Genomic DNA, 21,346 nt, shown 5'->3' on the forward strand with positions numbered 1-21,346 from the left:
CAGCAATGCACAAAGGAGAAAAACAGCATGAAACAGAAAATTTTTGCGCTGCTTGCGGCGCTGTGCCTGCTCGCGGGCTGCGCGGGCAAAACGGAGCCGGTCGCGCCGGTCGTTGACCCCGCGCCGCCGACGGTCGACCCGACGCCGGTCACACCGACGGAGCCGAGCGAGGCCGAGCAGGCTGAGGCGCGGCTGCGCGAGCGCATCGCGGGGATGTCGATCGAGGAAAAGGTCGGGCAGATGTTCTTTGTCCGCTGTCCCGAAATGGGCGCGACGGAGGATGTAGCTGCCTACCACCTCGGGGGGCTGCTGCTCTTCGGGCGGGACTACAAGGACGCGGACGGCGGCTGGCTGAGTGCGGAGGAGCTGACGGCGAAGCTCGAGAGCTATCAGGCCGCGGCGGACATTCCGCTCTTCATCGGCAGCGACGAGGAGGGCGGCACGGTGACGCGAGCGAGCCGCGACCCGAAGCTCTTCGCGCAGCCGCTGCCCTCGCCGCAGGAGCTGTATGCCGCGCGCGGCATGGACGGTCTTGCCGCGAAGACGCTGGACTATAACAAGCAGCTTCTGGCGCTCGGCATCAACGTGAATCTTGCGCCGGTGTGCGACGTATCCACCGACGCGGGCGACTTCATCTACGCGCGCTCGTTCGGCAGAGACGCCGCAGCGACGAGCGAATTTGTGACGGCGGCGGTCGGCGCGATCCGGGACGCGGGGGTGGCGGCGGTCCTCAAGCACTTCCCCGGCTACGGGAACAACACCGACACGCACACGGGCGTCGCCATCGACAAGCGGCCGTATGAGACGTTTGAGCAGAGCGACTTCCTGCCGTTCCGGGCGGGCATGGGAGCGGGCGCGCCGTTCGTGCTCGTGAGCCACAACGTGGTGGAGTGCATGGACGCTGCGCTGCCGGCGTCGCTCTCCCCCGCCGTGCATGAGGTGCTGCGGGAGACGCTGGGCTTCGACGGCATCGTGATCACGGACGATCTGGCGATGGACGCGGTGAAGCAGTACGCGAACGGTGAGGCCGCGGTGCTGGCGGTGCTCGCAGGAAACGATATGCTCATCACGAGTGACTACCAAAACGACATTCCCGCCGTCCTCGCGGCGGTGGCGGACGGGCGCATCGCGGAGAGCGACATCGACGCGCACGTGCTTCGCATTCTGCGCTATAAGCAGGCGCAGGGGTGGATCGAATAGGATTTTTTGGAATTCCGGAACAAAACGACGCGGTTTTGCGTCAAAAGATGCAAAGGTCCTGCTTTTGGAAGAGGCAGGACGGAAACAGAAAGGAGCGAAAGAAATGAAAAAGTCTCTGCGAAACAGTATTCTCTTGCTGCTGACGGCGATGCTGCTGACGGTATCGGCCCTTGCCGACTCGGGGCCGAAGGCCCAGCTGACAGTGAAGGTCGAAAACGCGCCGAGCGAGCCGTACTACCTTGACCTTCTGGCTGAGGGAGAATTTGAGCACAAGGGGGACTCCGCTTTCGACGGCTTGCAATGGAGCTACTCCGACGAGGAGCGCGCCGCGCTGGATGACGGTTTGCTGGACGCGCTGCGCGCCGCTGTGCCGGAGGGCTGGCACGCCTGCACCGCACAGGGGACGAACGGCGCGCCGATGTGGGGCGACCTGATCGGCAGCGACGCAGGCGGGGTGCGGCTCCACTCCTTCCGCTACCATGGCGTACCGGATACGTATCGGATCATTCTCGTGACAAAAAGCGGCGAAAGCTGGGTGTCCGATACGCTGCAATCGAGCGTGAGGGTGGACTGGGCGAAAAGGACCGCGAGCGCGCCGAGCGCGGCGACCGCCTATCTGCTGCAATTTTTCTGCACTCTCCTCCCTACCCTGCTCATCGAGGGCGTGCTGCTGCTCGCCTTCGGCTATCGGAGCCGTCGGAGCTGGCTGGTATTTCTGCTCGTCAATCTTGTGACGCAGGGCGGCTTCGCGCTCTACCTTGCCGTGACGGTGCTCAACCACGGCGTGAGCGGCTGGTCGCTGCTCTTCTATCTCCCCATTGAGCTGATCATCACGGTGGTCGAGAGCCTGCTCTACCGCCGGCTGCTGACGGAGCGGAGCTGGGAGCGCGCGGTGGGCTATGCCATCGTCGCAAATGTGTGCTCCGCGACGGTGGGGCTGCTGCTCATCGACCCGCTGTGGCGGTTCATCGTGAGCATCTCTTAAAAGCGATTATGCGCGCCGAACGCAGGCGCGGGAACGAAAGGAATTTTTTGCATGGAGACCGAAAAGCTATACTATGCCGACCCCTTTCTGACGGAGTTTGACGCGAAGGTGCTCGCGTGCGAGGCGGTCAAGGACGGCTTCGCCGTGGTGCTCGACCGCACGGCGTTCTATCCCGAGGGCGGCGGGCAGCCGTATGACACCGGCGTGCTCGGCGGCGCCGAGGTGCTGGACGTGCACGAAAAGGCGGGCGTCATCACGCACAAATGCGCCTCTCCCCTGCCCGTCGGCGCGGCCGTACACGGGAAGATCGACTGGGCGCGGCGCTTCGACCATATGCAGCAGCACTCCGGCGAGCACATCTGCTCGGGGCTGATCTGCGCGCGCTACGGCTGCGACAATGTGGGCTTCCACATGGGCGCGGAGAGCGTGACCATCGACTTCAACGCCGACATTCCGTGGGAGGAGCTGTTGGAGCTCGAGGCGGCGGCGAACCGATATATCTATGAGGATCACGCCATCGACATCCAGCTCCACCGCGGTGCGGAGCTGGACGCGATCGACTACCGCAGCAAAAAGCCGCTCGAGGGCGACGTGCGCATCGTGACCTTCCCCGGCGCGGACTGCTGCGCGTGCTGCGGCACGCACGTCATGCGGAGCGGGCAGGTCGGCATCGTGAAGTTTCTCTCCGTGCAGAAGTTCCGCGAGGGCGTGCGCATCGAGCTGCTGTGCGGCGGGCGGGCATACCGCTATCTCTCCGCCTGTTGGGCGCAGGACGTGGCGGCCGCGCAGGCGCTCTCCGTCAAGCCGACGGCTGCCGCTGCGGCGGTCGAACGGGTGCTGGGCGAGCTCGGCGCGCTCAGGCAGCGCTGCGCGAAATTAGAGGAGAGCGTGTTTGCGGGCATCGCAGCGCGGTATGCGGGCAGCGGCGACGTGCTGCTTTTCGAGGACGAGATGAGCGGCGACAGCGTGCGCAGGCTCTGCGACGCGGTGGCGGAGACCTGCGGCGGGCGCTGCGCGGTGTTCGCGGGCGCGGGCAGCGCGTGGAAATACGCCATCGGACAGCGCGGCGGCGATCTGCGCGCGCTGACAAAGGAGCTGAACGCGGCGCTCTCGGGGCGCGGCGGCGGCAAGCCGGAGTTCGTGCAGGGCAGCGTCGGCGCGGAGCGCGGCGCCATCGAGGCCTTCTTTGCGGAAAAGTGACTTGACAAGCGCGCGGCGGCGTGCTATGCTACGCACAACAAAAGGCTGTGAGAAAGAAGCCTTTTCCCTTCGGCGCAGCAGAGAGAGGACGGTCGGTGCGAGTCCTCGCGGCAGGGAAAGGGCGGCGCTTTTGAGCCGCGCGGCGGAAATGCCGCGCCGGTCCCCGCCGTTATCGGGAATGAAGTGCCCCGCCTCCAACGGGGAATTCAGGTGGAACCACGGACAATGCTTTGTTCGCCCTGAGCCTACTGAAATAGGCTCAGGGCGTTTTTTATCTCCTGAGCCAAATATCGAAAGGAGAAATTCACCATGAAAAACACCGAAAAGACGATGGACAAGATTGTTGCCCTGTGCAAAAACCGCGGCTTTGTGTTCCCCGGCAGCGAGATCTACGGCGGCCTTGCCAACACCTGGGACTATGGCCCGCTCGGCGCAGAGCTGAAGAAGAACATCAAGAACGCCTGGTGGAAGAAGTTCGTGCAGGAGAATCCCTACAACGTCGGCCTCGACGCGGCGATCCTGATGAATCCCCAGACCTGGGTGGCGAGCGGCCATCTGAGCGGCTTCTCCGATCCTCTGATGGACTGCCGCGAGTGCCACGAGCGCTTCCGCGCGGATAAGCTCATCGAGGACTGGTGCGCGGAGAACGGCTTCGAGCTGAGTAAGCCCATCGACGCCTTCTCCCAGAGCGAGATGAAGGACTTTGTTGAGGAGCATAACATCCCCTGCCCCACCTGCGGCAAGCACAACTTTACCGACATCCGTCAGTTCAACCTGATGTTCAAGACGTTCCAGGGCGTGACCGAGGACGCGAAGAACACCGTGTATCTGCGTCCCGAGACGGCGCAGGGCATTTTCGTCAACTTCAACAACGTCCAGCGCACGACGCGCAAAAAGCTGCCGTTCGGCATCGGCCAGATCGGCAAGAGCTTCCGCAACGAGATCACCCCGGGCAACTTCATCTTCCGCGTGCGCGAGTTCGAGCAGATGGAGCTGGAGTTCTTCTGCAAGCCCGGCACCGACCTCGAGTGGTTCCAGTATTGGCGCACGTTCTGCCACAACTGGCTGCTGTCCATCGGTCTGAAGGACGAGAATCTGCGCCTGCGTGACCACGATCCCGAGGAGCTGTGCTTCTACTCCAAGGCAACGACGGACTTCGAGTTCCTGTTCCCCTTCGGCTGGGGCGAGCTTTGGGGCGTCGCCGACCGCACGGACTACGACCTGACGCAGCATTCCAACACGAGCGGCGAGAAGCTGGTCTACCGCGAGGGCGAGGGCAAGGACATGGTGGAGTATATCCCCTATGTCATCGAGCCGAGCCTCGGCGTGGAGCGCAGCGTGCTGGCCGTGCTGTGCGACGCCTACGACGAGGAGGTCGTGGGGCAGGACAAGAACGGCAAGGACGATGTGCGCGTTGTGCTGCACTTCCATCCCGCGCTGGCGCCCTTCAAGGCCGCCATCCTGCCGCTGAGCAAGAAGGAGGTCCTCACCGGCCCCGCGCAGGAGCTGTACGCCGAGCTTTCCAAGGAGTTCATGGTCGATTACGACGAGACCGGCTCCATCGGCAAGCGCTATCGCCGCGAGGACGAGATCGGCACGCCGTTCTGCATCACCTTTGACTTCGAGACCGTCGGCGACGAGAACACGCCCGCCGACCACTGCGTGACCGTGCGCGAGCGCGACACGATGCAGCAGGTGCGTATGCCCATCAGCGAGGTCAAGGCGTATCTGCGCGAGAAGTGCGCGTTCTGAGATCATCCTGCCGCACTTTGCGGCGCACATAACAAAGGGGGGTATTCTCTGCCGTAGAGAATACCCTCTTTTTGCCGCGCGGCTTTATTTGTATTTCCGGCTCTCGGCCACGGCGAGCTCGTCGCAGCGGTTGTTGTATTCGTTCTCCGCGTGCCCCTTGACCCAGTGGTAGCGGACGTCGTGCGTCGCGATGAGCGGCAGCAGCCGCTCCCAAAGGTCCACGTTCAGCGCGGGCTTCTTGTCGCTCTTGACCCAGCCCTTTTTCTGCCAGCCGTACACCCAGCCCTTGCTGAGCGCGTCGATGACGTACTTGGAATCCGAGTACAGCTCGACCTCGCACGGCTCCTTCAAAAGGCGCAGAGCCTCGATGACGGCGGTAAGCTCCATGCGGTTGTTGGTGGTCTGCGCCTCGCCGCCGGAGAGTTCGCGCTCGTGCGCCCCGTATTTGAGCACCGCGCCCCAGCCTCCGGGACCGGGGTTGCCGCTGCACGCGCCGTCGGTATAAATGGTGACGTTCTTCATGCTGTTCCTCCGTTTGTGCCTCTCCCTACAGCGATTTAATCTGTGCCAAAGCCGGGTAAAAATTTCAAACAGCGAACGATAATTCGGATAATTTCGCGCCGAGGATGGTCCGTAACAGAATAATCGAAAGCTGAACTGCACCATGTGACATATAATATCAAGATAAATCGGAGCGGTCAGAATCGCAAGCAAAATTTTCATAATACCACCTCTCAAGTGGTATTATGACATGATAAAAGCTAAAATGCAATCTCAAAGGTTGTATTTACCATATTGTAAGTTGTCAACAAGCGTAAAAATCATGGGTAGAATATTCGTGAGGTGAACCCTGATGGATATTCGACACTATAACGATTGGGTACAGATCGGTCTGAATATATTGCACTATCGCAAGGAACAACGGCTGACGCAGGAGCAGCTTGCCGAAATGTGCGGCGAGGGAGTCAGCCGCAACCACATTCAGCGCGTGGAGAACGCGACCGCGGGATGCAGCGTAGACCTGCTCATCGACATCGCCAAGGCCTTGAACATTCCACTCTGCAAGCTCTTTGAGTTTAAGGAATAATGCCTGTGGCTCCGCTGCGGAACCATAGTCCATCCCCGTAACCCCACCGCAGAGCGGCAGTGGCCGCGCCGCCGCACTCTCATACGGTTACTGAAGGTGTAATTTAATCTGAGCAGTTCGGAGGTCAAGGGGCTTGCCCCTTGCGCTCTCTTGGGGTTTCAAAGGGGGTATTCTCTACGGTAGAGAATACCCCCTTTATTATGTTCTCTTCACCTGTGGCTGTGCTGCGCCTTGACGCGCGCGACACGCTGGAGGTATTCGTCGCGGTCGAGGATGCCGGCGTCGTAGAGGACCTTCAGGCTCTCGAGACGGCCCTCGCAGCTGTCGACGCCGGCAGCGTGGACGCGCAGGGAGTCCGCCTGCTGGCGGCGGGCCTCCGCCCAGCGCTTCTCGCTGTGATGGCGTTCGGCGGCGTTGCGGCGCGCCTGCTCCGCTTCGATATCGCGGCCGCTCGGGCGACGCGGACTCTTTTTGAGGGCATTGACGGCGCTGTTGAGCTTGTCGGACACCTCACCGCCGGCGGCAGACTGGCGGAGCTTTTCCGCCCACTCCTCCGCGGTGGGGCCGACGTTCTGTGTGCGCTTCTTCTTGCCATCCCCCTCACTTTTTGCAGCGAGCTTGCCAAAGAAGATGACAGCGGCAACGATCATTATTAAAAAATCCATTCTGCTCTCCTCCTTACAGGTCGCTTAAAATGTCGCGGCGCTTGGCCTCGTACTCCTCCTCGGTGATGAGGCCGCGGTCGTAGAGGCTGCGCAGCTCGGTCAGGCGCGCTTCCGCGTCGGAGCGCGGAGCGGCGCGGCGGTCGTCCGGCTCGTCGTCCGAGATCTCGTAGCCGCCCATTTTGACCTTGCCCGCGGCGATCAGAAAATTATAAACCCCCATGCCGAAGGCCAGCAGACACCAGATGGCCTTGAAGCCTGCAAAGACCGGGTCGAAGCCCGACGGAAGGGCAAACAGGCCGAAGCAGCCCATCGCAAAGCAGACGATGCCGCCGAAAATGCTCTCGCCCTTTGTGGGTTTACGGGTGATGCGCCGTCTTCTCATCTCATGCCTCCTCAGTCGGTTCCTCAGACGCAGCGTGCATACTGCCCTGAATGTCGGGGTCTTCATCGAGCGCCGGCTTGCGCTTGCCCTGCCACTTCGCGCGGCGCTCGTCCTCCGCGGGGCCTACGCCGCTGCCGATGAGCTTGCCGAAGGCGGCGAAGGCGAGAAGCAGGATGGCGATCAGAAGGTACTTCATGGTGTTTTCTCCTTTCTGCGTCTGACGGGGTTTTGTTCTTTTCTATCCACAGTATCGCATAAAACCGGAAAAAAGTCTACAACAATAAAGTTGCGCCGGAGCATTCCGACGCAACTTTGCTTTTACATGGGGCTTATTCGTCTGCGTTTTCCACAGGGGTGGGGGCCTCCGCCGTCTCCGGCGCGGGAACGTCCTCGTGCTCGGCGAGCGCCATGGAGATGACCCGATCGCCCTCCTCCTTAAAGCGCATAACGATGACGCCCTGCGTGGAGCGGCCCGTGGAGCGGATGTCCGCGACGGGGGTGCGGATCAAAATGCCGGCACGGGTGACGAGGAGCAGGTCCTCGCTGCCGTCCACGACCTTGACGCCCACGACGCCGCCGGTCTTTTCGGTGACCATATAGTTCTTGATGCCGAGGCCGCCGCGGTTGGTGATGCGGTATTCCTCGACCGGCGTCTTCTTGCCGAAGCCGTTCTCGGTGATGGAAAGGACCTGCTTGCCCGCCTGTGCGCGGGCGGCGCCGACGACGTAGTCGCCCTCGCGCAGACGGATGCCGCGCACACCGACGGCGGTGCGGCCCATGGCGCGGACGTCGGTCTCGTCAAAGACGCAGGCCATGCCGTCGTGCGTGGCGATGAGGATGCGCTGGCTGCCGTCCGTCTCGCGGACCGCCACCAGCTCGTCGCCCTCGTCAAGGCTCAGGGCGCGGATGCCGTTGCTGCGCAGGTTCTTGAGCGTTTCAACGGGCAGGCGCTTGACCGTGCCGTTGCGTGTGACCATGGTGAGGTAGAGCTTTTCGTCGCCCTTTTCGCGGAAGTGGAGCATGGCCTGCACGCGCTCGCCGGTCTCGACCTGGATGATGTTGACGATGTTCGTGCCCTTGGCGGCCTTACCGCTCTCGGGGATCTGATAGCCCTTCTTGCGGTAGACCTTGCCGGTATCGGTGAAGAAGAGGATATAGTCGTGCGTGGAGGCGGTGAACACGTCCACGACGGTGTCCTCCTCGCGGGTGGTGATGCCCTTCTTGCCCATGCCGCCCTTGCCCTGCGCGGCATACTCGCTCACGCCGGTGCGCTTGATGTAGCCGTTCTGCGTGAGGGTGAAGACGCACTGCTCCTCCTCAATGAGGTCCTCAATGTCGATCTCATCCTCAACGTCCTGAATCTCGGTCTTACGCTCGTCGCCGTACTTGTCGCGAATTTCGGTCAGCTCGTCCTTGAGGACGCCCTTGAGCATCGTTTCGTTGGAAAGAAGCTCAACGAAGTAGGCGATCTTCTTTTCCAGCTCGTCATACTCGTTCTGGAGCTTTTCGCGGTCGAGGCCCTGCAGGGCCTTGAGGCGCATTTCAAGAATGGCCTGCGCCTGAATGTCGGACAGGTCGAAGCGCGCCATGAGCTTTTCCTTGGCGTCGTCGTAGCTGGTGCGGATGATGTGGATGACCTCGTCGATGTTGTCCTGCGCGATGAGGAGTCCTTGCAGCAGGTGCTCGCGCTCGCGCGCCTTCTTGAGGTCGTACTGCGTGCGGCGGGTGATGACCTGCTCCTGATAGGCGAGGTATTCATCGAGAATGTGGCGCAGGGAGAGGATCTTCGGCTGCTTCTGGTTATTGACCAGCGCGAGCATATTGATGGCGAAGCTGGTCTGGAGCTGCGTCTGCGTGAACAGGCGGTTCAAAACGACCTGCGGGTTCGCGTCGCGCTTGAGCTCGATGACGATGCGCATACCGGTGCGGTCGGTTTCGTCGCGGATGTCGGAGATGCCCTCCAGCTTCTTTTCGTTGACCTGATCGGCCATGCTCTTGATGAGCATACGCTTGTTGACCTGATAGGGAAGCTCCGTGACGATGATGCGCACACGGTCCTTGCCGAAGTCCTCAAACTCCGTGCGGGCGCGGAGCACGATCTTGCCGCGTCCGGTGGCGTAGGCGGCGCGGATGCCCGCGCGGCCCATGATGATGCCCTTCGTCGGGAAGTCGGGGCCGGTGACGTGCTGCATGAGGTCCGAGAGCGTAGCCTCAGGATCGTCGAGCACGCAGATGCAGGCGTTGATGACCTCGGTGAGGTTGTGGGGCGGGATATTGGTCGCCATGCCGACGGCGATGCCCGAGGAGCCGTTGACGAGCAGGTTCGGGAAGCGGCTGGGGAGCACGCGCGGCTCCTTGCGGGACTCGTCGAAGTTGGGGTCCCAATCGACGGTGTCCTTATCAATGTCGCGCAGCATCTCGTTGGCGAGCTTGGACATACGCGCCTCGGTGTAACGGTAGGCCGCCGGGGGGTCGCCATCGACCGAGCCGAAGTTGCCGTGGCCGTCGACGAGCATATAGCGCATGGAGAAGTCCTGCGCGAGACGGACGAGGGCGTCGTAGACCGACGCGTCGCCGTGGGGATGGTAGCGACCGAGCACGTCGCCGACGCAGGTGGCGGATTTTTTGAAGGGCTTGTCGTTCGTCAGACCGTCCTCATACATGGCGTAGAGGATGCGGCGGTGGACGGGCTTGAGACCGTCGCGCACGTCGGGCAGAGCGCGGCCGACGATGACGGACATGGCGTACTCGATGTAGGAGGACGTCATTTCATGCACGAGCTCGCTCGTGACGATCTTCTGCTCGGGGAAGCGAATGTCCTCGGGCTTGTAATCTGTGTTTTTGTGAGCCATTTTGAAGATGTCCTCCTTTCTCAGAAGTCAAGATTGACGGCGTACTGCGCGTTCTTCTCGATAAACTCCTTGCGCGGCTCGACCTTTTCGCCCATGAGGACGGTGAAGGTCTCGTCGGCGAGGATGGCGTCCTCGAGCGTGATGCGGCGCAGGGTGCGCTTTTCGGGGTCCATGGTGGTCTCCCACAGCTCGTGAGCGTCCATCTCGCCGAGGCCCTTGAAGCGGGAGATATCGACCTTGGCGTTGGGATTGTCGCCGCGCAGCTCGGCGGAGTATTTGTCGCGCTCCTCCTCCGAGAAGGCGAGACGCGTCGTCTTGCCGCGCACGAGCTTGAACAGCGGCGGCACGGCGGCGTAGACGTAGCCGTTTTCGATGAGGGGACGCATATAGCGGAAGAAGAAGGTCAGCAGAAGGGTGCGGATGTGGGAGCCGTCCACATCGGCATCCGCCATGATGATGACCTTGTGGTAGCGGAGCTTGTTGACGTCGAAATCCTCGCCCAGTCCCGCGCCGAGCGCGACGATGACGGGCTGGAGCTTGTCGTTGCCGTAGATCTTATCGGCGCGGACCTTTTCGACGTTGAGCATCTTGCCCCAAAGCGGCAGGATCGCCTGGAAGCGGGAGTCGCGGCCCTGCGTGGCGGAGCCGCCCGCGCTGTCGCCCTCGACGATGTAAATTTCGGTCAGCTCGGGGTTATTCTCGTTGCAGTCGCGCAGCTTATCCGGCATCGCCGCGCCGCCGAGGGCGCTCTTGCGGCGGATGGATTCGCGCGCCTTGCGCGCGGCCTCGCGCGCGCGGTTGGCCATCATCGCCTTATCCAGAATGGTGCGGGCGACGACGGGGTTCTCGTCAAGGAACTGCATGAGCTTATCCGAGACGATGGCGTCCACGAGGGTACGCATGGAGGCGTTGCCGAGCTTCGCCTTGGTCTGGCCCTCGAACTGCGCGTCGGTGAGCTTGACGGAGATGACGGCGGTAAGACCCTCGCGGCAGTCCTCGCCGGAGACCTTGTCGCCCTCTTTGATCAGGCCGACCTTGAGGCCGTAGGCGTTGAGCACGCGCGTGAGCGCGGCCTTGAAGCCGGTCTCGTGCATACCGCCCTCGGGCGTGTGGACGTTGTTGGCAAAGGAGAGGATGTTTTCCTGATAGCCGTCGTTATATTGCAGGGCGACCTCGGCGTAGGAGTCGCCCTTGGTGCCGCTCATGTAAATGACGCCGGAGTGCAGCGCGTCCTTGGACTTATTGAGGAAGGTGACGAACTCGCGGATGCCGCCCTCGTAGCACATCTCGTCGCTCTGCTCCTGCCCCTCGCGCAGGTCGATGGTGCGGATGCGCAGGCCCGCGTTCAAAAACGCCTCCTCGCGCATACGGGTGTGGAGGATATCGTAGGAGTAGACCGTATCCTCGAACATTTCGGGGTCAGGCTTGAAGGTGACGGTGGTGCCGGTGTGGTCGGTGGTGCCGACAATGGTCATCTCCTGCGTGATGTGACCGCGGGAGAATTTCATCTCGTGGATCTTGCCGTCCTTATGCACCTGCACGGTCAGCCATTCGGACAGCGCGTTGACGACGCTCGCGCCGACGCCGTGCAGGCCGCCGGAGACCTTATAGCCCCCGCCGCCGAACTTGCCGCCCGCGTGCAGGACGGTAAAGACGACCTCGAGCGCGGGACGTCCGGTCTGCGCCTGAATGTCCACGGGGATGCCGCGGCCGTTATCGACGACGGTGATGGTGTTGTCGGGATTGATCTGCACGGTGATGTCCGTGCAGTAGCCTGCGAGGGCTTCGTCGATGGAGTTATCGACGATCTCATAGACGAGGTGGTGCAGACCGCTCGTGGAGGTCGAGCCGATGTACATGCCCGGGCGCTTGCGCACCGCTTCCAGTCCCTCGAGGACCTGAATTTCCGAGGCGTTGTAATCGTTGTTGGCGTCGACCGCCGTGGACTGCAGAAGTTCGTTGTCTGCCATGGGGTTCTCCTTTCGGTACAGGGTACGAAGAACCGGGCCGGAACGGCTTCCGACGCGTTTCTTCGCACCTTGCTTGATGGTTGCTTTGTTCTTTTTAATCGACGAGCTTTCGGCTTTCTGCGCGGCTTTTGAGCGTGGCAGTGCTCAGCTCGGAGAGATAGACGATCTGGGGGTGGTAGGGGTGATCGCAGACGAGGAAGGATTTGGGGAGGTCGTCGCAGACCTCGAGCACCGTGCCCTCCTGCTGTGCGCGGTCCAGAAAGGCGCGGGTCGTTTTGGACTGCGAGGTGATCTCAAGATCAAAGATGCCGATGATGCGCCGCTCGGCGAGCATCTGATTGCGGCCGATGTGCAGGTACATTTCAGACCACCTTTCCGTTTTCAACGTGGAGGACCTTGCCGCCGAGAAGCGTTTCCAGCCGGTCCTCCTCGCAGCAGGTGATGAAGACCTGACCGCCGGAGATGCGGTTGAGGACAAATTCCTGCCGGCGGGGGTCCAGCTCGGAGAGCACATCGTCGAGCAGGAGGACGGGCGAAAAGCCCGTCAGCTCGCGGAAAATGTCGCGCTCGGCGAGTTTGAGGGAGAGCGCCGCGGTGCGGGTCTGGCCCTGCGAGGAAAAAGCGCGGGCGGCGGCGCCGCCGATGGAGACCTCGATGTCGTCCTTATGGGGTCCGGAGAGACAAAGACGCGAGGCAAGCTCGGCATGGTAATGGTCGCGCTGGTGCGCCATGAGCTGCTCAAAGACCGTCTCCTGCGGCGCCATCGGATCGGCGACGGTGCTGACGGTCCTGTACGCGAGCGTCAGCTCCTCCCGCCCGCCGGAGCATTCGCGGTGGGCGCTCGCGGCATAGTCCGCGAGGAGCTTACAGAAGCGGGCGCGGTAATAGATGAGCACCGCGCCGCACTGCGCCATGCGGAGGTTGAAATCGGGGAGCGCGTCGAGCAGCGAGGGGTGCTCCTCCGCGTCGCGCAGGATGCGCGTCTTGTGGTCGTAGAGGCGGTTATACTCGCTCAGCGCCGCGTCGTAGCGCGGGCGGAGCTGGGAGAGCGAGAGGTCCATGAAGCGCCGCCTTGCCGCGGCGCCGTCGCGGATGAGCAGGAGATCGTCGGGGCAGAAATAGACGGTGTTCAGCACACCCGAGAGATCGCCCGCGCGCTTGCAGGGGACCTGATTGACGCTCATTTTCCGGCGCTTGCCGCGGGACAGCTCGATCTCCACGGTAAAGTCGCGGCCGCGGGAAAAGACGCTGCCGGTGAGCCTTGCCGTGTCGGCGTCAAAGGAGATCATCTCCTTCTCCGTGCGGGCGCGGGGCGACTTGGCGCAGGAGAGGTAGACGGCGGCCTCGAGCAGGTTCGTCTTGCCCTGCGCGTTCTCGCCGACGATGACGTTGACCGAGGGATCGAAGGTCACGCTCTGGTGCGCGTAGTTGCGGAAATGCTCCAGCGTAATGGCGTCAAGTCGCATATTCGACGGTGAGCTCCCGGCCCGCGAAGGAAACCACGTCGCCCGGGCGGAGCTTTTTGCCTCGCCTGGTGCAGACCTCGCCGTTGACGGTGACCTCTTCATTCAGAATGCGCAGCTTGGCCTCGCCGCCGGTGGAGACGAGATCGGCGAGCTTCATCAGGTCCTGCAGCTTGATATACTCGGTGGTGATGGGAAGAACGGTCATAAGGGGACCTCTTTTCTTTTATTGTGCCTTGAGACGGACGGGAAGGACCATATAAAGGAAGCTTTCTTCGCCGTCGGTCGGGACGAGGATGGCGGGAGAAATGCCGGTGTTCAGCTCGAGCTTGAGCTCATCGGCGGGCGCGAAGCGCAGCGCGTCCATGAGGTAGCGGTTGTTGAAGCCGATCTCGAGGCCCTGCCCGTCGCCGTCGATGCGGCAGACGTCCTTGGCGTCGCCGTTGGCGGTCTTGGCGGAGAGGAGCACGCGGTCCTGCTCGAAGATACAGCGCACGGGGCTCTTGAGCTTTTCGGAGATGACGACGCTCACGCGGTCAAGACTCTCGAGCATCGCCTTGGTATCCACGGTGACGGAGATGGGGTTGCGGCGCGGAATGGCGTTTTTGTAGTCGAGAAATTCGCCCTCGAGGCGGCGGCAGATCAGCTCGGTCTCGCCCATTTCAAAGAGAATGTGGCGCTGGCCGAGGGTAATGGTCGCGAAAGCGTCGATGTCCTCGCAGATCTTCTCGACCTCGTTGAGCGCAGCGCCGGGCGCGACGAAGGAGAACGCGCCGCCCTCGATCCGCTCGAGCGGTTCACGGCGAAGCGCCAGACGGAAGCCGTCGACCGCGACGACGGTCAGACCGTTGTCGCCGATCTCGAAGAGCTCGCCCATGTGAACGGGACGGGCCTCGTTCGTGGAGACGGCGAAGGAGGTCTGCTGGATCATGGAGCGCAGCGTCTTTTCCGGCAGGGAGACGGAATACTTCTCCTCGACCTCCGGCAGCTCCGGAAAGTCGGCGGCGGAGAGGGCGAGAATGTCGAAGTCGGCATCGCCGCAGGAAAGATGGACCATGAGCTTTTCATCGGACGAGAAGGTGATCATATCGTCGGGCATACGGCGGATGATGTCGCCGAACAGGCGCGCGGAGAGGACCAGCTCACCGCCCTCCTGCTCCTCAACGGGAAAGCGGGTGCGGATGCCGGTCTGCATATTGTAGCCGGAGACGGTCAGCACGCCGTCGCCGCACTGGAGCAGGAGACCCTCGAGCGCGGGAATGGAGCTTTTCGCGGCGACCGCGCGGGAGGTGGTGTTGACGGCGTTTTGAAGAAGGAGCTTTTCGCAGGAAAATTTCATATTGCGATCCCTTTCTTGAAAAAAGAATAGATTATTTCGTCGTTATCGTAGTAGAGGAGAGAAATTGTGGAAAAGGGGAGGGAGGCTTAGAAAAATAAGGGTTTTCGGCTGTGAAAAACGATGGGGAAAGAATTTGGAAAGAATCGGTCTTTGTGGAAAGCTGAGGTTATCCACAGAAGGCGCAGTTGGAAACGTGTTAATTCAGGGGAAAACGTCACTTCTTGGAGTTGATGTTGATGGTGATGTCCTTGATGGTCTGGGCGAAGCCCGGGTCGTTCTGGAGCTTCGTTTCGACCTGCTCGAGCGCGTGGAGAACGGTGGTGTGATCGCGTCCGCCGAACTCGCGGCCGATGTCGGGCGTGGAGAGATTCGTCATGCGGCGAACGAGGTACATGGCGGCCTGGCGGGCGGTGACGGCCTCGCGGCTGCGGGAGGGTCCCTTGACCACAGCCTCGTCGATGCCGAAAAAGCGCGAGACTTCGTCGATGATGGAGGCGGCGGTGGGAATGTACTCGTTGGATTTGCGAAGCATATCGCGCACGGCGCGGTTGGCGCTCTCCTCGTCCATTTCCTTGCCGATCAGGTCGCGGTAGGCGAGGATCTTATTCATCGCGCCCTCAAGCTGGCGGACGTTGCTGGAGACGTTCTCGGCGATGTACTTGGCAATGTCGTCGTCGATGACGCTGCCCCATTGGGCTGCCTTGTTTTTGACGATGGCAAGGCGCGTTTCAAAATCGGGCGGCTGGACGTCGACGAGCAGGCCCCACTCGAAGCGGGTCTGAAGACGGTCGTCGAGCAGCTGCATCTCCTTGGGAGAGCGGTCGGAGGTGAGGACGATCTGGCGCTTGGACTCGTAGAGGGTGTTGAAGGTATGGAAAAACTCCTCCTGCGTCTGCTTGCGGCCGGCGATGAACTGTACGTCGTCCATCAGCAGAAGGTCCGCGTCGCGGTACTTGCTGCGGAACTCGACGTTCTTGCCGGTGCGAATGGCCTCGACCAGCTCGTTGGTGAAATCGTCGCCCTTGATGTAGACGATCTTGGCGTTGGGCGTTTTGGTGCGGATCTCGTGCGCGATGGCGTAGATCAGGTGCGTCTTGCCGAGGCCGGAGTCGCCGTAGATGAAAAGCGGATTGTAGTGTTCTGCCGGCGCGTCCGCGACCGCGCGGGCTGCGGCGTAGGCGAGCTTGTTGCTGTCGCCCACAACGAAGGTATCGAAGGTAAATTCGCCGGACTCCAAAAGAGAAGTCGGCTTTTTGGGCTTCTCCTGCCCGAGGGCGCTGCGCTCGGCGGCGGAGAGGAGCTTCACGTCGAAATCGGCGGAGAAGATCTCCTTCAACGCCGCCTTGAGGTTCGGCAGGAAGAGGGATTCGATCGTCCCGCGCTTGAAATCGTTGGGACAGCAGAGGTAAAAGGTCATATCGCGGATGGCGACCGCCTCCACCTCGTCGAACCAGGTGGAGATGGCCGTTTCGGCCAAACCGCCGGCGCGCAGGCGTTCGAGCACGACCTGCCAGACGTCAGCTACAGAGTTCAAAGAAAACGCTCCTTTCGTGGGCGGAAATGAAGGCGCGGCCCGCTGTGGAGCAGCGCATAATATCACCTCTTTATTATACCAGAGACGGAGGAAAAAAGCAACCGTATTTTATATTTAGATAAGGTAAGATGAGCCGTGAAACGAGCGATTTGCGGTCGGAAAAGCGGGAGACCACAAGATTTTGTGGCTTGACAGGGTGGGCCGCATCTTATATAATATCCTCTGCGTTGCGTTGAATGCGGCGCAGGAAAAAGGCTACTGCGGGGGCGGGAGACCGCCGCCGTCGAGTAAGAGCGGCCGATGGCCGCCGGCAAATTTTTTCAGGAGGTGTAACGCAATGGCTACTTCTCGTACCTATCAGCCCAAGAAGCTTCAGCGCTCCAAGGAACACGGCTTCCGCAAGAGAATGGCAACCGCCAACGGCCGCAAGGTCCTGGCCCGCCGCCGCGCAAGAGGCCGCGCCCGTCTGACCCATTGAGGGAGCCAAAGGCGCATCGCATATAGATAGACCGAGGGACGGACGATGGGAAAAATCGCCGTCCCTTAGAGGCTATCGTCCGAAAACGCCGGAACGGCGGAAAAGGACGGATGCAGGAGAGAAGCAATGAAGCGAACGATGACCGTTAAGGAGAATTATGAGTTCCGCCGGATCTACGCCAAGGGGCGGTCCGGCGTTTCGCCGTACCTTGTGGTCTACGTCCGCCCGAACCGGCGGGGGCGTAACCGCCTCGGCGTGACGGTGAGCACAAAGCTCGGACACGCCGTGGTTCGCAACCGCGTCCGCCGCCGTCTGCGGGAAATTTTCCGGCTCAATCAAGTCGGGCTTGCGCAGGGGTATGATATGATCCTCGTCGCGCGCACGCGCGCGGTGGGGGCGGAATACCGCGAGCTGGAGCGCGCGTTTTTGAACGTGTGCGGAAAGCTCGGACTGCGGGAGAAGAAGCCGTGAAGCGATTTCTTCTCGCGCTCGTGCGCTTTTACCGGAAAAGCATCTCTCCCCTGCGTCCCCCCTGCTGCCGCTTCATTCCCACCTGCTCGCAGTACGCGCTCGAGGCCATCGAGAAGTACGGCGCGCTCAAGGGGGGCTGGCTGGCGTTCAAACGAATTATGCGGTGCCATCCGTTCTATCGGGGCGGAAAGATCTATGACCCCGTTCCCTGAGGGGGAACACCAAAAAACACGGAGGACACAAAAATGTTTGCAACGATCGGATACTATATCTGTATCCCCTTCGCATGGCTGCTCCGCGCGCTCTATGAGCTGACAAGCTCTTACGGCTGGGCGCTGGTGCTCTTTACCGTGGTCATCAAGCTGATCATGCTGCCCTTCCAGATGAAATCGAAGAAGAGCATGATGCGCATGAGCCGCTTCCAGCCCATGATCAAAGAGATCCAGACCCGCTATAAGAACAATCAGGTCAAGATGAACGAGGAGCTGCAGAGGCTCTACGCAGAGGAAGGCGTCAACCCCATGAGCGGCTGCCTGTGGAGTTTCCTGCCCTTCCCCATCCTCATTGCCCTGTATTCCATCATCCGTCAGCCCATCACGCGCTTCATGATGCTCACGACCACGGCCATGCAGGGCGTGATCGACGCGGTGAGCGCGGCGGGCTTTGACCTCGCCGCCATCGCCATGACGGCGAACGACGGCGCCGTGACCGTGAAGGACGGTCTGACGCAGCTGCAGCCCTACGGCCAGATCACGCTCGTGAAGGCCGCGCAGGAGCTGGGCGTCGCCCTGCCCGAGGGCTGGATCCACATGGACTTCAGCTTCCTCGGCATGGACCTCACCATGATCCCCAGTGACGTCATCGGTCAGATCGGGACCGGCGGCTGGGCTGTTATCGGCGTGCTGCTCATTCCCATCGTTTCCGGCGCGCTGAGCTTCTGGCAGTCCAAGGTCTCCATGGCCGGCAATCCCTCGGCCGCGGACCCCAACGACCCCACCGCGCGCTCGAGCCGCATGATGATGTGGATGATGCCCATCATGTCCCTCTGGATCGGCTTTACCCTGCCCGCCTCCCTCGGCGTGTACTGGATCGCGAACAGCGTTCTGATGCTCGTGCAGGAGAAGGTGCTCAACAAGTATTTCAAGAAGAGCATGGCTGCGGAGGACGAGGCGCGTGAGAAGGCCCGCATGGAGGACCGTCTCCGCCGCATGGAGGAGGCCCGCGTCGCCCAGCAGCAGCGCGAGGCCGAGAAGAAGAGCCTGAAGGAAAAGCAGAAGGCCGCGCAGGCCGCCAAGGCTGCCAAGGCCGAAAAGGCCAGGAAGGCCACCACCGAGAACGGCCGCATCGGAGACCGTCCGTACGCGAGAGGCCGTTCGTTCAACGCCGACCACTACGGCGAATAACGAAAAGGAGCTTGTCTTAGATGATCAAGTTTATTGATATGACGGGCAAGACCGAGGACGAGGCCATCCGCCGCGCATTGGAGCAGCTCGGTCTGGAGCGCGACGATGTTTCCGTCGAGATCCTCGAGCGCGCGAAGTCCGGCTTCCTCGGCATCGGCGGCTCGCCCGCAACGGTCCGCGTCAGCTATGACGACGGTCAGCCGGAGCCGAAGCCGGAGCCGGAGCCGGGCAAGACCGAGCCCAAGAGCGCCGCGCCCAAGGCGGAGAAGAAGCCCGTTTACTGCGCCGAGGTGCTGCAGAAGGAAGTGCGCGCCAGGGAAAAGCAGGAACGCGAGGCCAAGCGCGGCGAGCGCAGGGCCGAGCCGAAGGCCGAGAAGGCTCCGCGCGAGCCGGCCGTGCTCGGCGAGGAGGTCCGTGACGAGAAGAGCGAGCAGATCCGCACGTTCCTCTCCGGTCTGCTCGAGCACATGGACGCCAAGGCCGAGGTCAAGGTCTATGAGGTCGAGAAGAACCGCTACAAGGTCATTTTAGAGGGTGAAAAGCTCGGCGCGCTCATCGGCCGCCGCGGCGAAACGCTCGACGCCATTCAGCAGCTGACGAACTATTCCATCAACCGCGGCGGCGAGAGCAAGCGCGCCCGCGTGCAGATCGACGCCGAGAACTACCGCGAAAAGCGCGAGGAGAGTCTGGAGCGTCTGGCGCAGAAGGTCGCGGGCAAGGTGGTCAAGTACCGCCGCAACGTGACGCTCGAGCCGATGAACGCCTACGAGCGCCATGTGATCCACACGGCGCTGCAGGACACGCAGTACATCACGACCTTCTCCATCGGCACGGAGCCGAACCGCCGCGTGGTGGTCTCCTACGACCGCACAAAGCAGTAAAAAGCAGCGAAAAAGAAAGATGCCATACGGCATCTTTCTTTTTTTCAGGGGCGAAGCTCTGCTATGATGGAGCGGAGAAATGAAACGGGAGGATGACCCTCATGAAGCTGGTATCGTGGAACGTGAACGGCCTGCGGGCCTGCCTGAACAAAGGCTTTCTGGATTTTGTGGCGCTCGCGGACGCGGATGTGATCTGCCTGCAGGAGACGAAGCTGCAGCCGCATCAGGTGAGCTTCGAGCTGCCGGGCTACCGGATGTATTTCAACAGCGCGGACAAGGCCGGCTACTCCGGCACGGCGGTGCTCACAAGAAAGGAGCCGCTGAACGTCACCTACGATTTCGGCGACGACGAGCACCGGCACGAGGGGCGCGTCATCACGGCGGAGTACGAGGATTTCTACCTTGTGTGCTGCTATACGCCGAACTCGCAGGACGAGCTGAGGCGTCTCCCCTATCGGATGCGGTGGGAGGACGATCTGCGGGAATACCTCTGCGGGCTGGATCAGACGAAGCCCGTGGTGTACTGCGGCGACCTGAATGTGGCGCACGAGGAGATCGACCTGAAGAACCCCAAGACGAACCGCTTCAACCCCGGCTTTTCCGACGAGGAGCGCGGGAAGATGACTGAGCTGCTCGCGGCGGGCTTTGTGGATTCGTTCCGCGCGCTCTGGCCGGACCGCGCCGACGCCTATTCGTGGTGGAGCTACCGCGCGGCGTCGCGGGCGCGGAACGTGGGGTGGAGGATCGACTATTTCATCGTGTCCGAACGGCTGCGCGGGCACATCAAAAAGGCGGAGATCTGGAGCGAGATCATGGGTAGCGACCACTGCCCCGTGATGCTGGAGCTGGAATGAACGGAAAAGGCGGACGCCCATGGGCGTTCGCCTTTTGTGACGTTGTCGAATTTTGAAGCAGAGCGAACATCTGTTTGAAAAAGTGCTTGTACTACGCGGCGGAATGTGGTACAATAATATACTTCAAAAAACGACGCGGAGAGGGTGAGCGCATGAGCGTACACGAGGGGCACCGACAGAGAAAAAAGGAGCAGTTCCGCGAGCATGGGCTGGACGCCTTTGCCGACCATGAGGCGTTGGAGCTGCTGCTCTATTACGCCATTCCGCGGCAGGACACGAACCCCATCGCGCACCGTCTGATCGAGCGCTTCGGCTCGCTCGAGGGCGTGTTTTCCGCGCCGGCCTGCGAGCTGCAGAAGGTCGAGGGCGTGGGTGAGAACGCCGCGACGCTCATCCGGCTGCTTTTTCCGCTCTGCCGCCGTGTGCGCACGAGCGGCGGAAGGCATGAGGTCATTTTCAACACGCGCGAGAACATCGGCGCGTATTTCATCGAGCTGTTCCTCGGCGAGCGGCGGGAGGTCTTTTACGAGGCCTGTCTGGACGCGAAGGGCAAGCTGCTCGCCTGCTACCGATTGGCGGAGGGCAGCCCGGATCAGGTGACGATCAATATGCGCCGTGTGGTGGAAAACGCGCTCAACGCCAACGCGAGCCTGGTGGTGCTGTCGCACAACCATCCGAGCGGCGTGGCGCTGCCGAGCAAGGAGGACAACCAAACGACCTTACAGATCAAGCGGGCGCTTGCGGACATCGGCGTGCAGCTGGTGGATCATGTGATCGTCGCGGACGGGGACTTTGTGTGCCTGCGCGACAACGGACTTTTGGATTGAGGA

The 21,346-nt window shown here is 61.8% G+C and carries 23 protein-coding genes; 12 read left to right on the forward strand and 11 right to left on the reverse strand.

Annotated features, from left to right (window positions below):
- The first annotated feature begins 27 nt into the window (after positions 1 to 27).
- From KQI17_RS03510 to KQI17_RS03525, 4 genes are all read left to right on the forward strand, one after another.
- Complete coding sequence (locus tag KQI17_RS03510) at positions 28 to 1,200, forward strand: glycoside hydrolase family 3 protein (protein WP_216494847.1); 1,173 nt, start codon at positions 28 to 30, stop codon at positions 1,198 to 1,200.
- 103 nt (positions 1,201 to 1,303) lie between these two features.
- A complete protein-coding gene (locus tag KQI17_RS03515) occupies positions 1,304 to 2,185 on the forward strand; it encodes a hypothetical protein (protein ID WP_216494848.1) in 882 nt (293 codons plus the stop codon).
- A 51-nt stretch (positions 2,186 to 2,236) separates the two neighbouring features.
- A complete protein-coding gene (locus tag KQI17_RS03520) occupies positions 2,237 to 3,385 on the forward strand; it encodes an alanine--tRNA ligase-related protein (protein ID WP_216494849.1) in 1,149 nt (382 codons plus the stop codon).
- Positions 3,386 to 3,694: 309 nt separating this feature from the next.
- Positions 3,695 to 5,137, forward strand: a complete 1,443-nt coding sequence (locus KQI17_RS03525) for a glycine--tRNA ligase (RefSeq protein WP_216494850.1) — start codon at positions 3,695 to 3,697, stop codon at positions 5,135 to 5,137.
- 84 nt (positions 5,138 to 5,221) lie between these two features.
- On the opposite strand, the gene rnhA is transcribed toward KQI17_RS03525, so the two are convergent.
- Positions 5,222 to 5,659, reverse strand: a complete 438-nt coding sequence (rnhA, locus tag KQI17_RS03530; protein ID WP_216494851.1) for a ribonuclease HI — start codon at positions 5,657 to 5,659, stop codon at positions 5,222 to 5,224.
- A gap of 331 nt (positions 5,660 to 5,990) precedes the next feature.
- Between rnhA and KQI17_RS03535 the strand changes: the two genes are divergently transcribed.
- Positions 5,991 to 6,224 carry a helix-turn-helix domain-containing protein gene (locus KQI17_RS03535; RefSeq protein WP_216494852.1) on the forward strand — a complete coding sequence of 78 codons (234 nt, stop codon included), beginning with the start codon at positions 5,991 to 5,993 and terminating at the stop codon, positions 6,222 to 6,224.
- 209 nt (positions 6,225 to 6,433) lie between these two features.
- On the opposite strand, the gene KQI17_RS03540 is transcribed toward KQI17_RS03535, so the two are convergent.
- From KQI17_RS03540 to dnaA, 10 genes are all read right to left on the reverse strand, one after another.
- Complete coding sequence (locus KQI17_RS03540) at positions 6,434 to 6,889, reverse strand: hypothetical protein (RefSeq protein WP_216494853.1); 456 nt, start codon at positions 6,887 to 6,889, stop codon at positions 6,434 to 6,436.
- 13 nt (positions 6,890 to 6,902) lie between these two features.
- Positions 6,903 to 7,271 carry an SHOCT domain-containing protein gene (locus KQI17_RS03545; protein WP_216494854.1) on the reverse strand — a complete coding sequence of 123 codons (369 nt, stop codon included), beginning with the start codon at positions 7,269 to 7,271 and terminating at the stop codon, positions 6,903 to 6,905.
- A gap of 1 nt (position 7,272) precedes the next feature.
- On the reverse strand, positions 7,273 to 7,467 hold the full coding sequence (locus KQI17_RS03550; protein ID WP_216494855.1) for a hypothetical protein: 195 nt from the start codon (positions 7,465 to 7,467) through the stop codon (positions 7,273 to 7,275).
- Positions 7,468 to 7,600: 133 nt separating this feature from the next.
- The gene (gyrA, locus tag KQI17_RS03555) at positions 7,601 to 10,123 is read right to left on the reverse strand and encodes a DNA gyrase subunit A (protein WP_216494856.1); all 2,523 of its coding nucleotides are present in this window, start codon (positions 10,121 to 10,123) and stop codon (positions 7,601 to 7,603) included.
- Positions 10,124 to 10,143: 20 nt separating this feature from the next.
- Complete coding sequence (gene gyrB / locus KQI17_RS03560) at positions 10,144 to 12,093, reverse strand: DNA topoisomerase (ATP-hydrolyzing) subunit B (protein ID WP_216494857.1); 1,950 nt, start codon at positions 12,091 to 12,093, stop codon at positions 10,144 to 10,146.
- Between the two features lie 94 nt (positions 12,094 to 12,187).
- Positions 12,188 to 12,454, reverse strand: coding sequence for an extracellular matrix regulator RemB (gene remB / locus KQI17_RS03565; RefSeq protein ID WP_216494858.1), 267 nt, complete (start codon positions 12,452 to 12,454; stop codon positions 12,188 to 12,190).
- A gap of 1 nt (position 12,455) precedes the next feature.
- A complete protein-coding gene (gene recF, locus KQI17_RS03570) occupies positions 12,456 to 13,559 on the reverse strand; it encodes a DNA replication/repair protein RecF (RefSeq protein ID WP_216494859.1) in 1,104 nt (367 codons plus the stop codon).
- Positions 13,549 to 13,764 carry an RNA-binding S4 domain-containing protein gene (locus KQI17_RS03575; RefSeq protein WP_216494860.1) on the reverse strand — a complete coding sequence of 72 codons (216 nt, stop codon included), beginning with the start codon at positions 13,762 to 13,764 and terminating at the stop codon, positions 13,549 to 13,551. The genes recF and KQI17_RS03575 overlap by 11 nt, the downstream gene beginning before the upstream one ends.
- Before the next feature lie 18 nt (positions 13,765 to 13,782).
- The gene (gene dnaN, locus KQI17_RS03580; RefSeq protein WP_216494861.1) at positions 13,783 to 14,895 is read right to left on the reverse strand and encodes a DNA polymerase III subunit beta; all 1,113 of its coding nucleotides are present in this window, start codon (positions 14,893 to 14,895) and stop codon (positions 13,783 to 13,785) included.
- A gap of 214 nt (positions 14,896 to 15,109) precedes the next feature.
- On the reverse strand, positions 15,110 to 16,429 hold the full coding sequence (gene dnaA, locus KQI17_RS03585) for a chromosomal replication initiator protein DnaA (RefSeq protein ID WP_216494862.1): 1,320 nt from the start codon (positions 16,427 to 16,429) through the stop codon (positions 15,110 to 15,112).
- A 337-nt stretch (positions 16,430 to 16,766) separates the two neighbouring features.
- On the opposite strand from dnaA, the gene rpmH reads away from it, so the two are divergent.
- The 7 genes from rpmH (at position 16,767) to KQI17_RS03620 (ending at position 21,343) form a co-directional block, all read left to right on the forward strand.
- Positions 16,767 to 16,907: a 50S ribosomal protein L34 gene (gene rpmH, locus KQI17_RS03590; protein ID WP_022017813.1), complete on the forward strand. Its 141-nt coding sequence runs from the start codon at positions 16,767 to 16,769 to the stop codon at positions 16,905 to 16,907.
- A gap of 126 nt (positions 16,908 to 17,033) precedes the next feature.
- Positions 17,034 to 17,378, forward strand: coding sequence for a ribonuclease P protein component (gene rnpA, locus KQI17_RS03595; protein WP_216494863.1), 345 nt, complete (start codon positions 17,034 to 17,036; stop codon positions 17,376 to 17,378).
- The gene (gene yidD, locus KQI17_RS03600; protein WP_022017815.1) at positions 17,375 to 17,590 is read left to right on the forward strand and encodes a membrane protein insertion efficiency factor YidD; all 216 of its coding nucleotides are present in this window, start codon (positions 17,375 to 17,377) and stop codon (positions 17,588 to 17,590) included. Before rnpA ends, yidD begins: the two co-directional genes overlap by 4 nt.
- A 33-nt stretch (positions 17,591 to 17,623) precedes the next feature.
- Positions 17,624 to 18,781, forward strand: a complete 1,158-nt coding sequence (locus tag KQI17_RS03605) for a YidC/Oxa1 family membrane protein insertase (protein ID WP_216494864.1) — start codon at positions 17,624 to 17,626, stop codon at positions 18,779 to 18,781.
- Positions 18,782 to 18,801: 20 nt separating this feature from the next.
- Positions 18,802 to 19,662: an RNA-binding cell elongation regulator Jag/EloR gene (gene jag, locus KQI17_RS03610; protein WP_216494865.1), complete on the forward strand. Its 861-nt coding sequence runs from the start codon at positions 18,802 to 18,804 to the stop codon at positions 19,660 to 19,662.
- 101 nt (positions 19,663 to 19,763) lie between these two features.
- On the forward strand, positions 19,764 to 20,516 hold the full coding sequence (locus KQI17_RS03615; protein WP_216494866.1) for an exodeoxyribonuclease III: 753 nt from the start codon (positions 19,764 to 19,766) through the stop codon (positions 20,514 to 20,516).
- A gap of 74 nt (positions 20,517 to 20,590) precedes the next feature.
- Positions 20,591 to 21,343 (forward strand): RadC family protein, encoded by a 753-nt coding sequence (locus tag KQI17_RS03620; RefSeq protein WP_253285668.1) that lies wholly within the window; start codon positions 20,591 to 20,593, stop codon positions 21,341 to 21,343.
- The last annotated feature ends 3 nt before the right edge of the window (positions 21,344 to 21,346 follow it).

It is taken from the genome of Oscillibacter sp. MSJ-31 (assembly GCF_018918025.1).
Lineage (GTDB): Bacteria > Bacillota > Clostridia > Oscillospirales > Oscillospiraceae > Hominicoprocola.

Excerpts from the sequence above, each read along its gene's own strand:
- KQI17_RS03510 (WP_216494847.1), top strand. The coding sequence starts at position 28 with ATGAAACAGAAAATTTTTGCGCTGCTTGCGGCGCTGTGCCTGCTCGCG.
- KQI17_RS03515 (WP_216494848.1), top strand. The coding sequence starts at position 1,304 with ATGAAAAAGTCTCTGCGAAACAGTATTCTCTTGCTGCTGACGGCGATG.
- KQI17_RS03520 (WP_216494849.1), top strand. The coding sequence starts at position 2,237 with ATGGAGACCGAAAAGCTATACTATGCCGACCCCTTTCTGACGGAGTTT.
- KQI17_RS03525 (WP_216494850.1), top strand. The coding sequence starts at position 3,695 with ATGAAAAACACCGAAAAGACGATGGACAAGATTGTTGCCCTGTGCAAA.
- rnhA (WP_216494851.1), bottom strand. The coding sequence starts at position 5,659 with ATGAAGAACGTCACCATTTATACCGACGGCGCGTGCAGCGGCAACCCC.
- KQI17_RS03535 (WP_216494852.1), top strand. The coding sequence starts at position 5,991 with ATGGATATTCGACACTATAACGATTGGGTACAGATCGGTCTGAATATA.
- KQI17_RS03540 (WP_216494853.1), bottom strand. The coding sequence starts at position 6,889 with ATGGATTTTTTAATAATGATCGTTGCCGCTGTCATCTTCTTTGGCAAG.
- KQI17_RS03545 (WP_216494854.1), bottom strand. The coding sequence starts at position 7,271 with ATGAGAAGACGGCGCATCACCCGTAAACCCACAAAGGGCGAGAGCATT.
- KQI17_RS03550 (WP_216494855.1), bottom strand. The coding sequence starts at position 7,467 with ATGAAGTACCTTCTGATCGCCATCCTGCTTCTCGCCTTCGCCGCCTTC.
- gyrA (WP_216494856.1), bottom strand. The coding sequence starts at position 10,123 with ATGGCTCACAAAAACACAGATTACAAGCCCGAGGACATTCGCTTCCCC.
- gyrB (WP_216494857.1), bottom strand. The coding sequence starts at position 12,093 with ATGGCAGACAACGAACTTCTGCAGTCCACGGCGGTCGACGCCAACAAC.
- remB (WP_216494858.1), bottom strand. The coding sequence starts at position 12,454 with ATGTACCTGCACATCGGCCGCAATCAGATGCTCGCCGAGCGGCGCATC.
- recF (WP_216494859.1), bottom strand. The coding sequence starts at position 13,559 with ATGCGACTTGACGCCATTACGCTGGAGCATTTCCGCAACTACGCGCAC.
- KQI17_RS03575 (WP_216494860.1), bottom strand. The coding sequence starts at position 13,764 with ATGACCGTTCTTCCCATCACCACCGAGTATATCAAGCTGCAGGACCTG.
- dnaN (WP_216494861.1), bottom strand. The coding sequence starts at position 14,895 with ATGAAATTTTCCTGCGAAAAGCTCCTTCTTCAAAACGCCGTCAACACC.
- rpmH (WP_022017813.1), top strand. The coding sequence starts at position 16,767 with ATGGCTACTTCTCGTACCTATCAGCCCAAGAAGCTTCAGCGCTCCAAG.
- rnpA (WP_216494863.1), top strand. The coding sequence starts at position 17,034 with ATGAAGCGAACGATGACCGTTAAGGAGAATTATGAGTTCCGCCGGATC.
- KQI17_RS03605 (WP_216494864.1), top strand. The coding sequence starts at position 17,624 with ATGTTTGCAACGATCGGATACTATATCTGTATCCCCTTCGCATGGCTG.
- jag (WP_216494865.1), top strand. The coding sequence starts at position 18,802 with ATGATCAAGTTTATTGATATGACGGGCAAGACCGAGGACGAGGCCATC.
- KQI17_RS03615 (WP_216494866.1), top strand. The coding sequence starts at position 19,764 with ATGAAGCTGGTATCGTGGAACGTGAACGGCCTGCGGGCCTGCCTGAAC.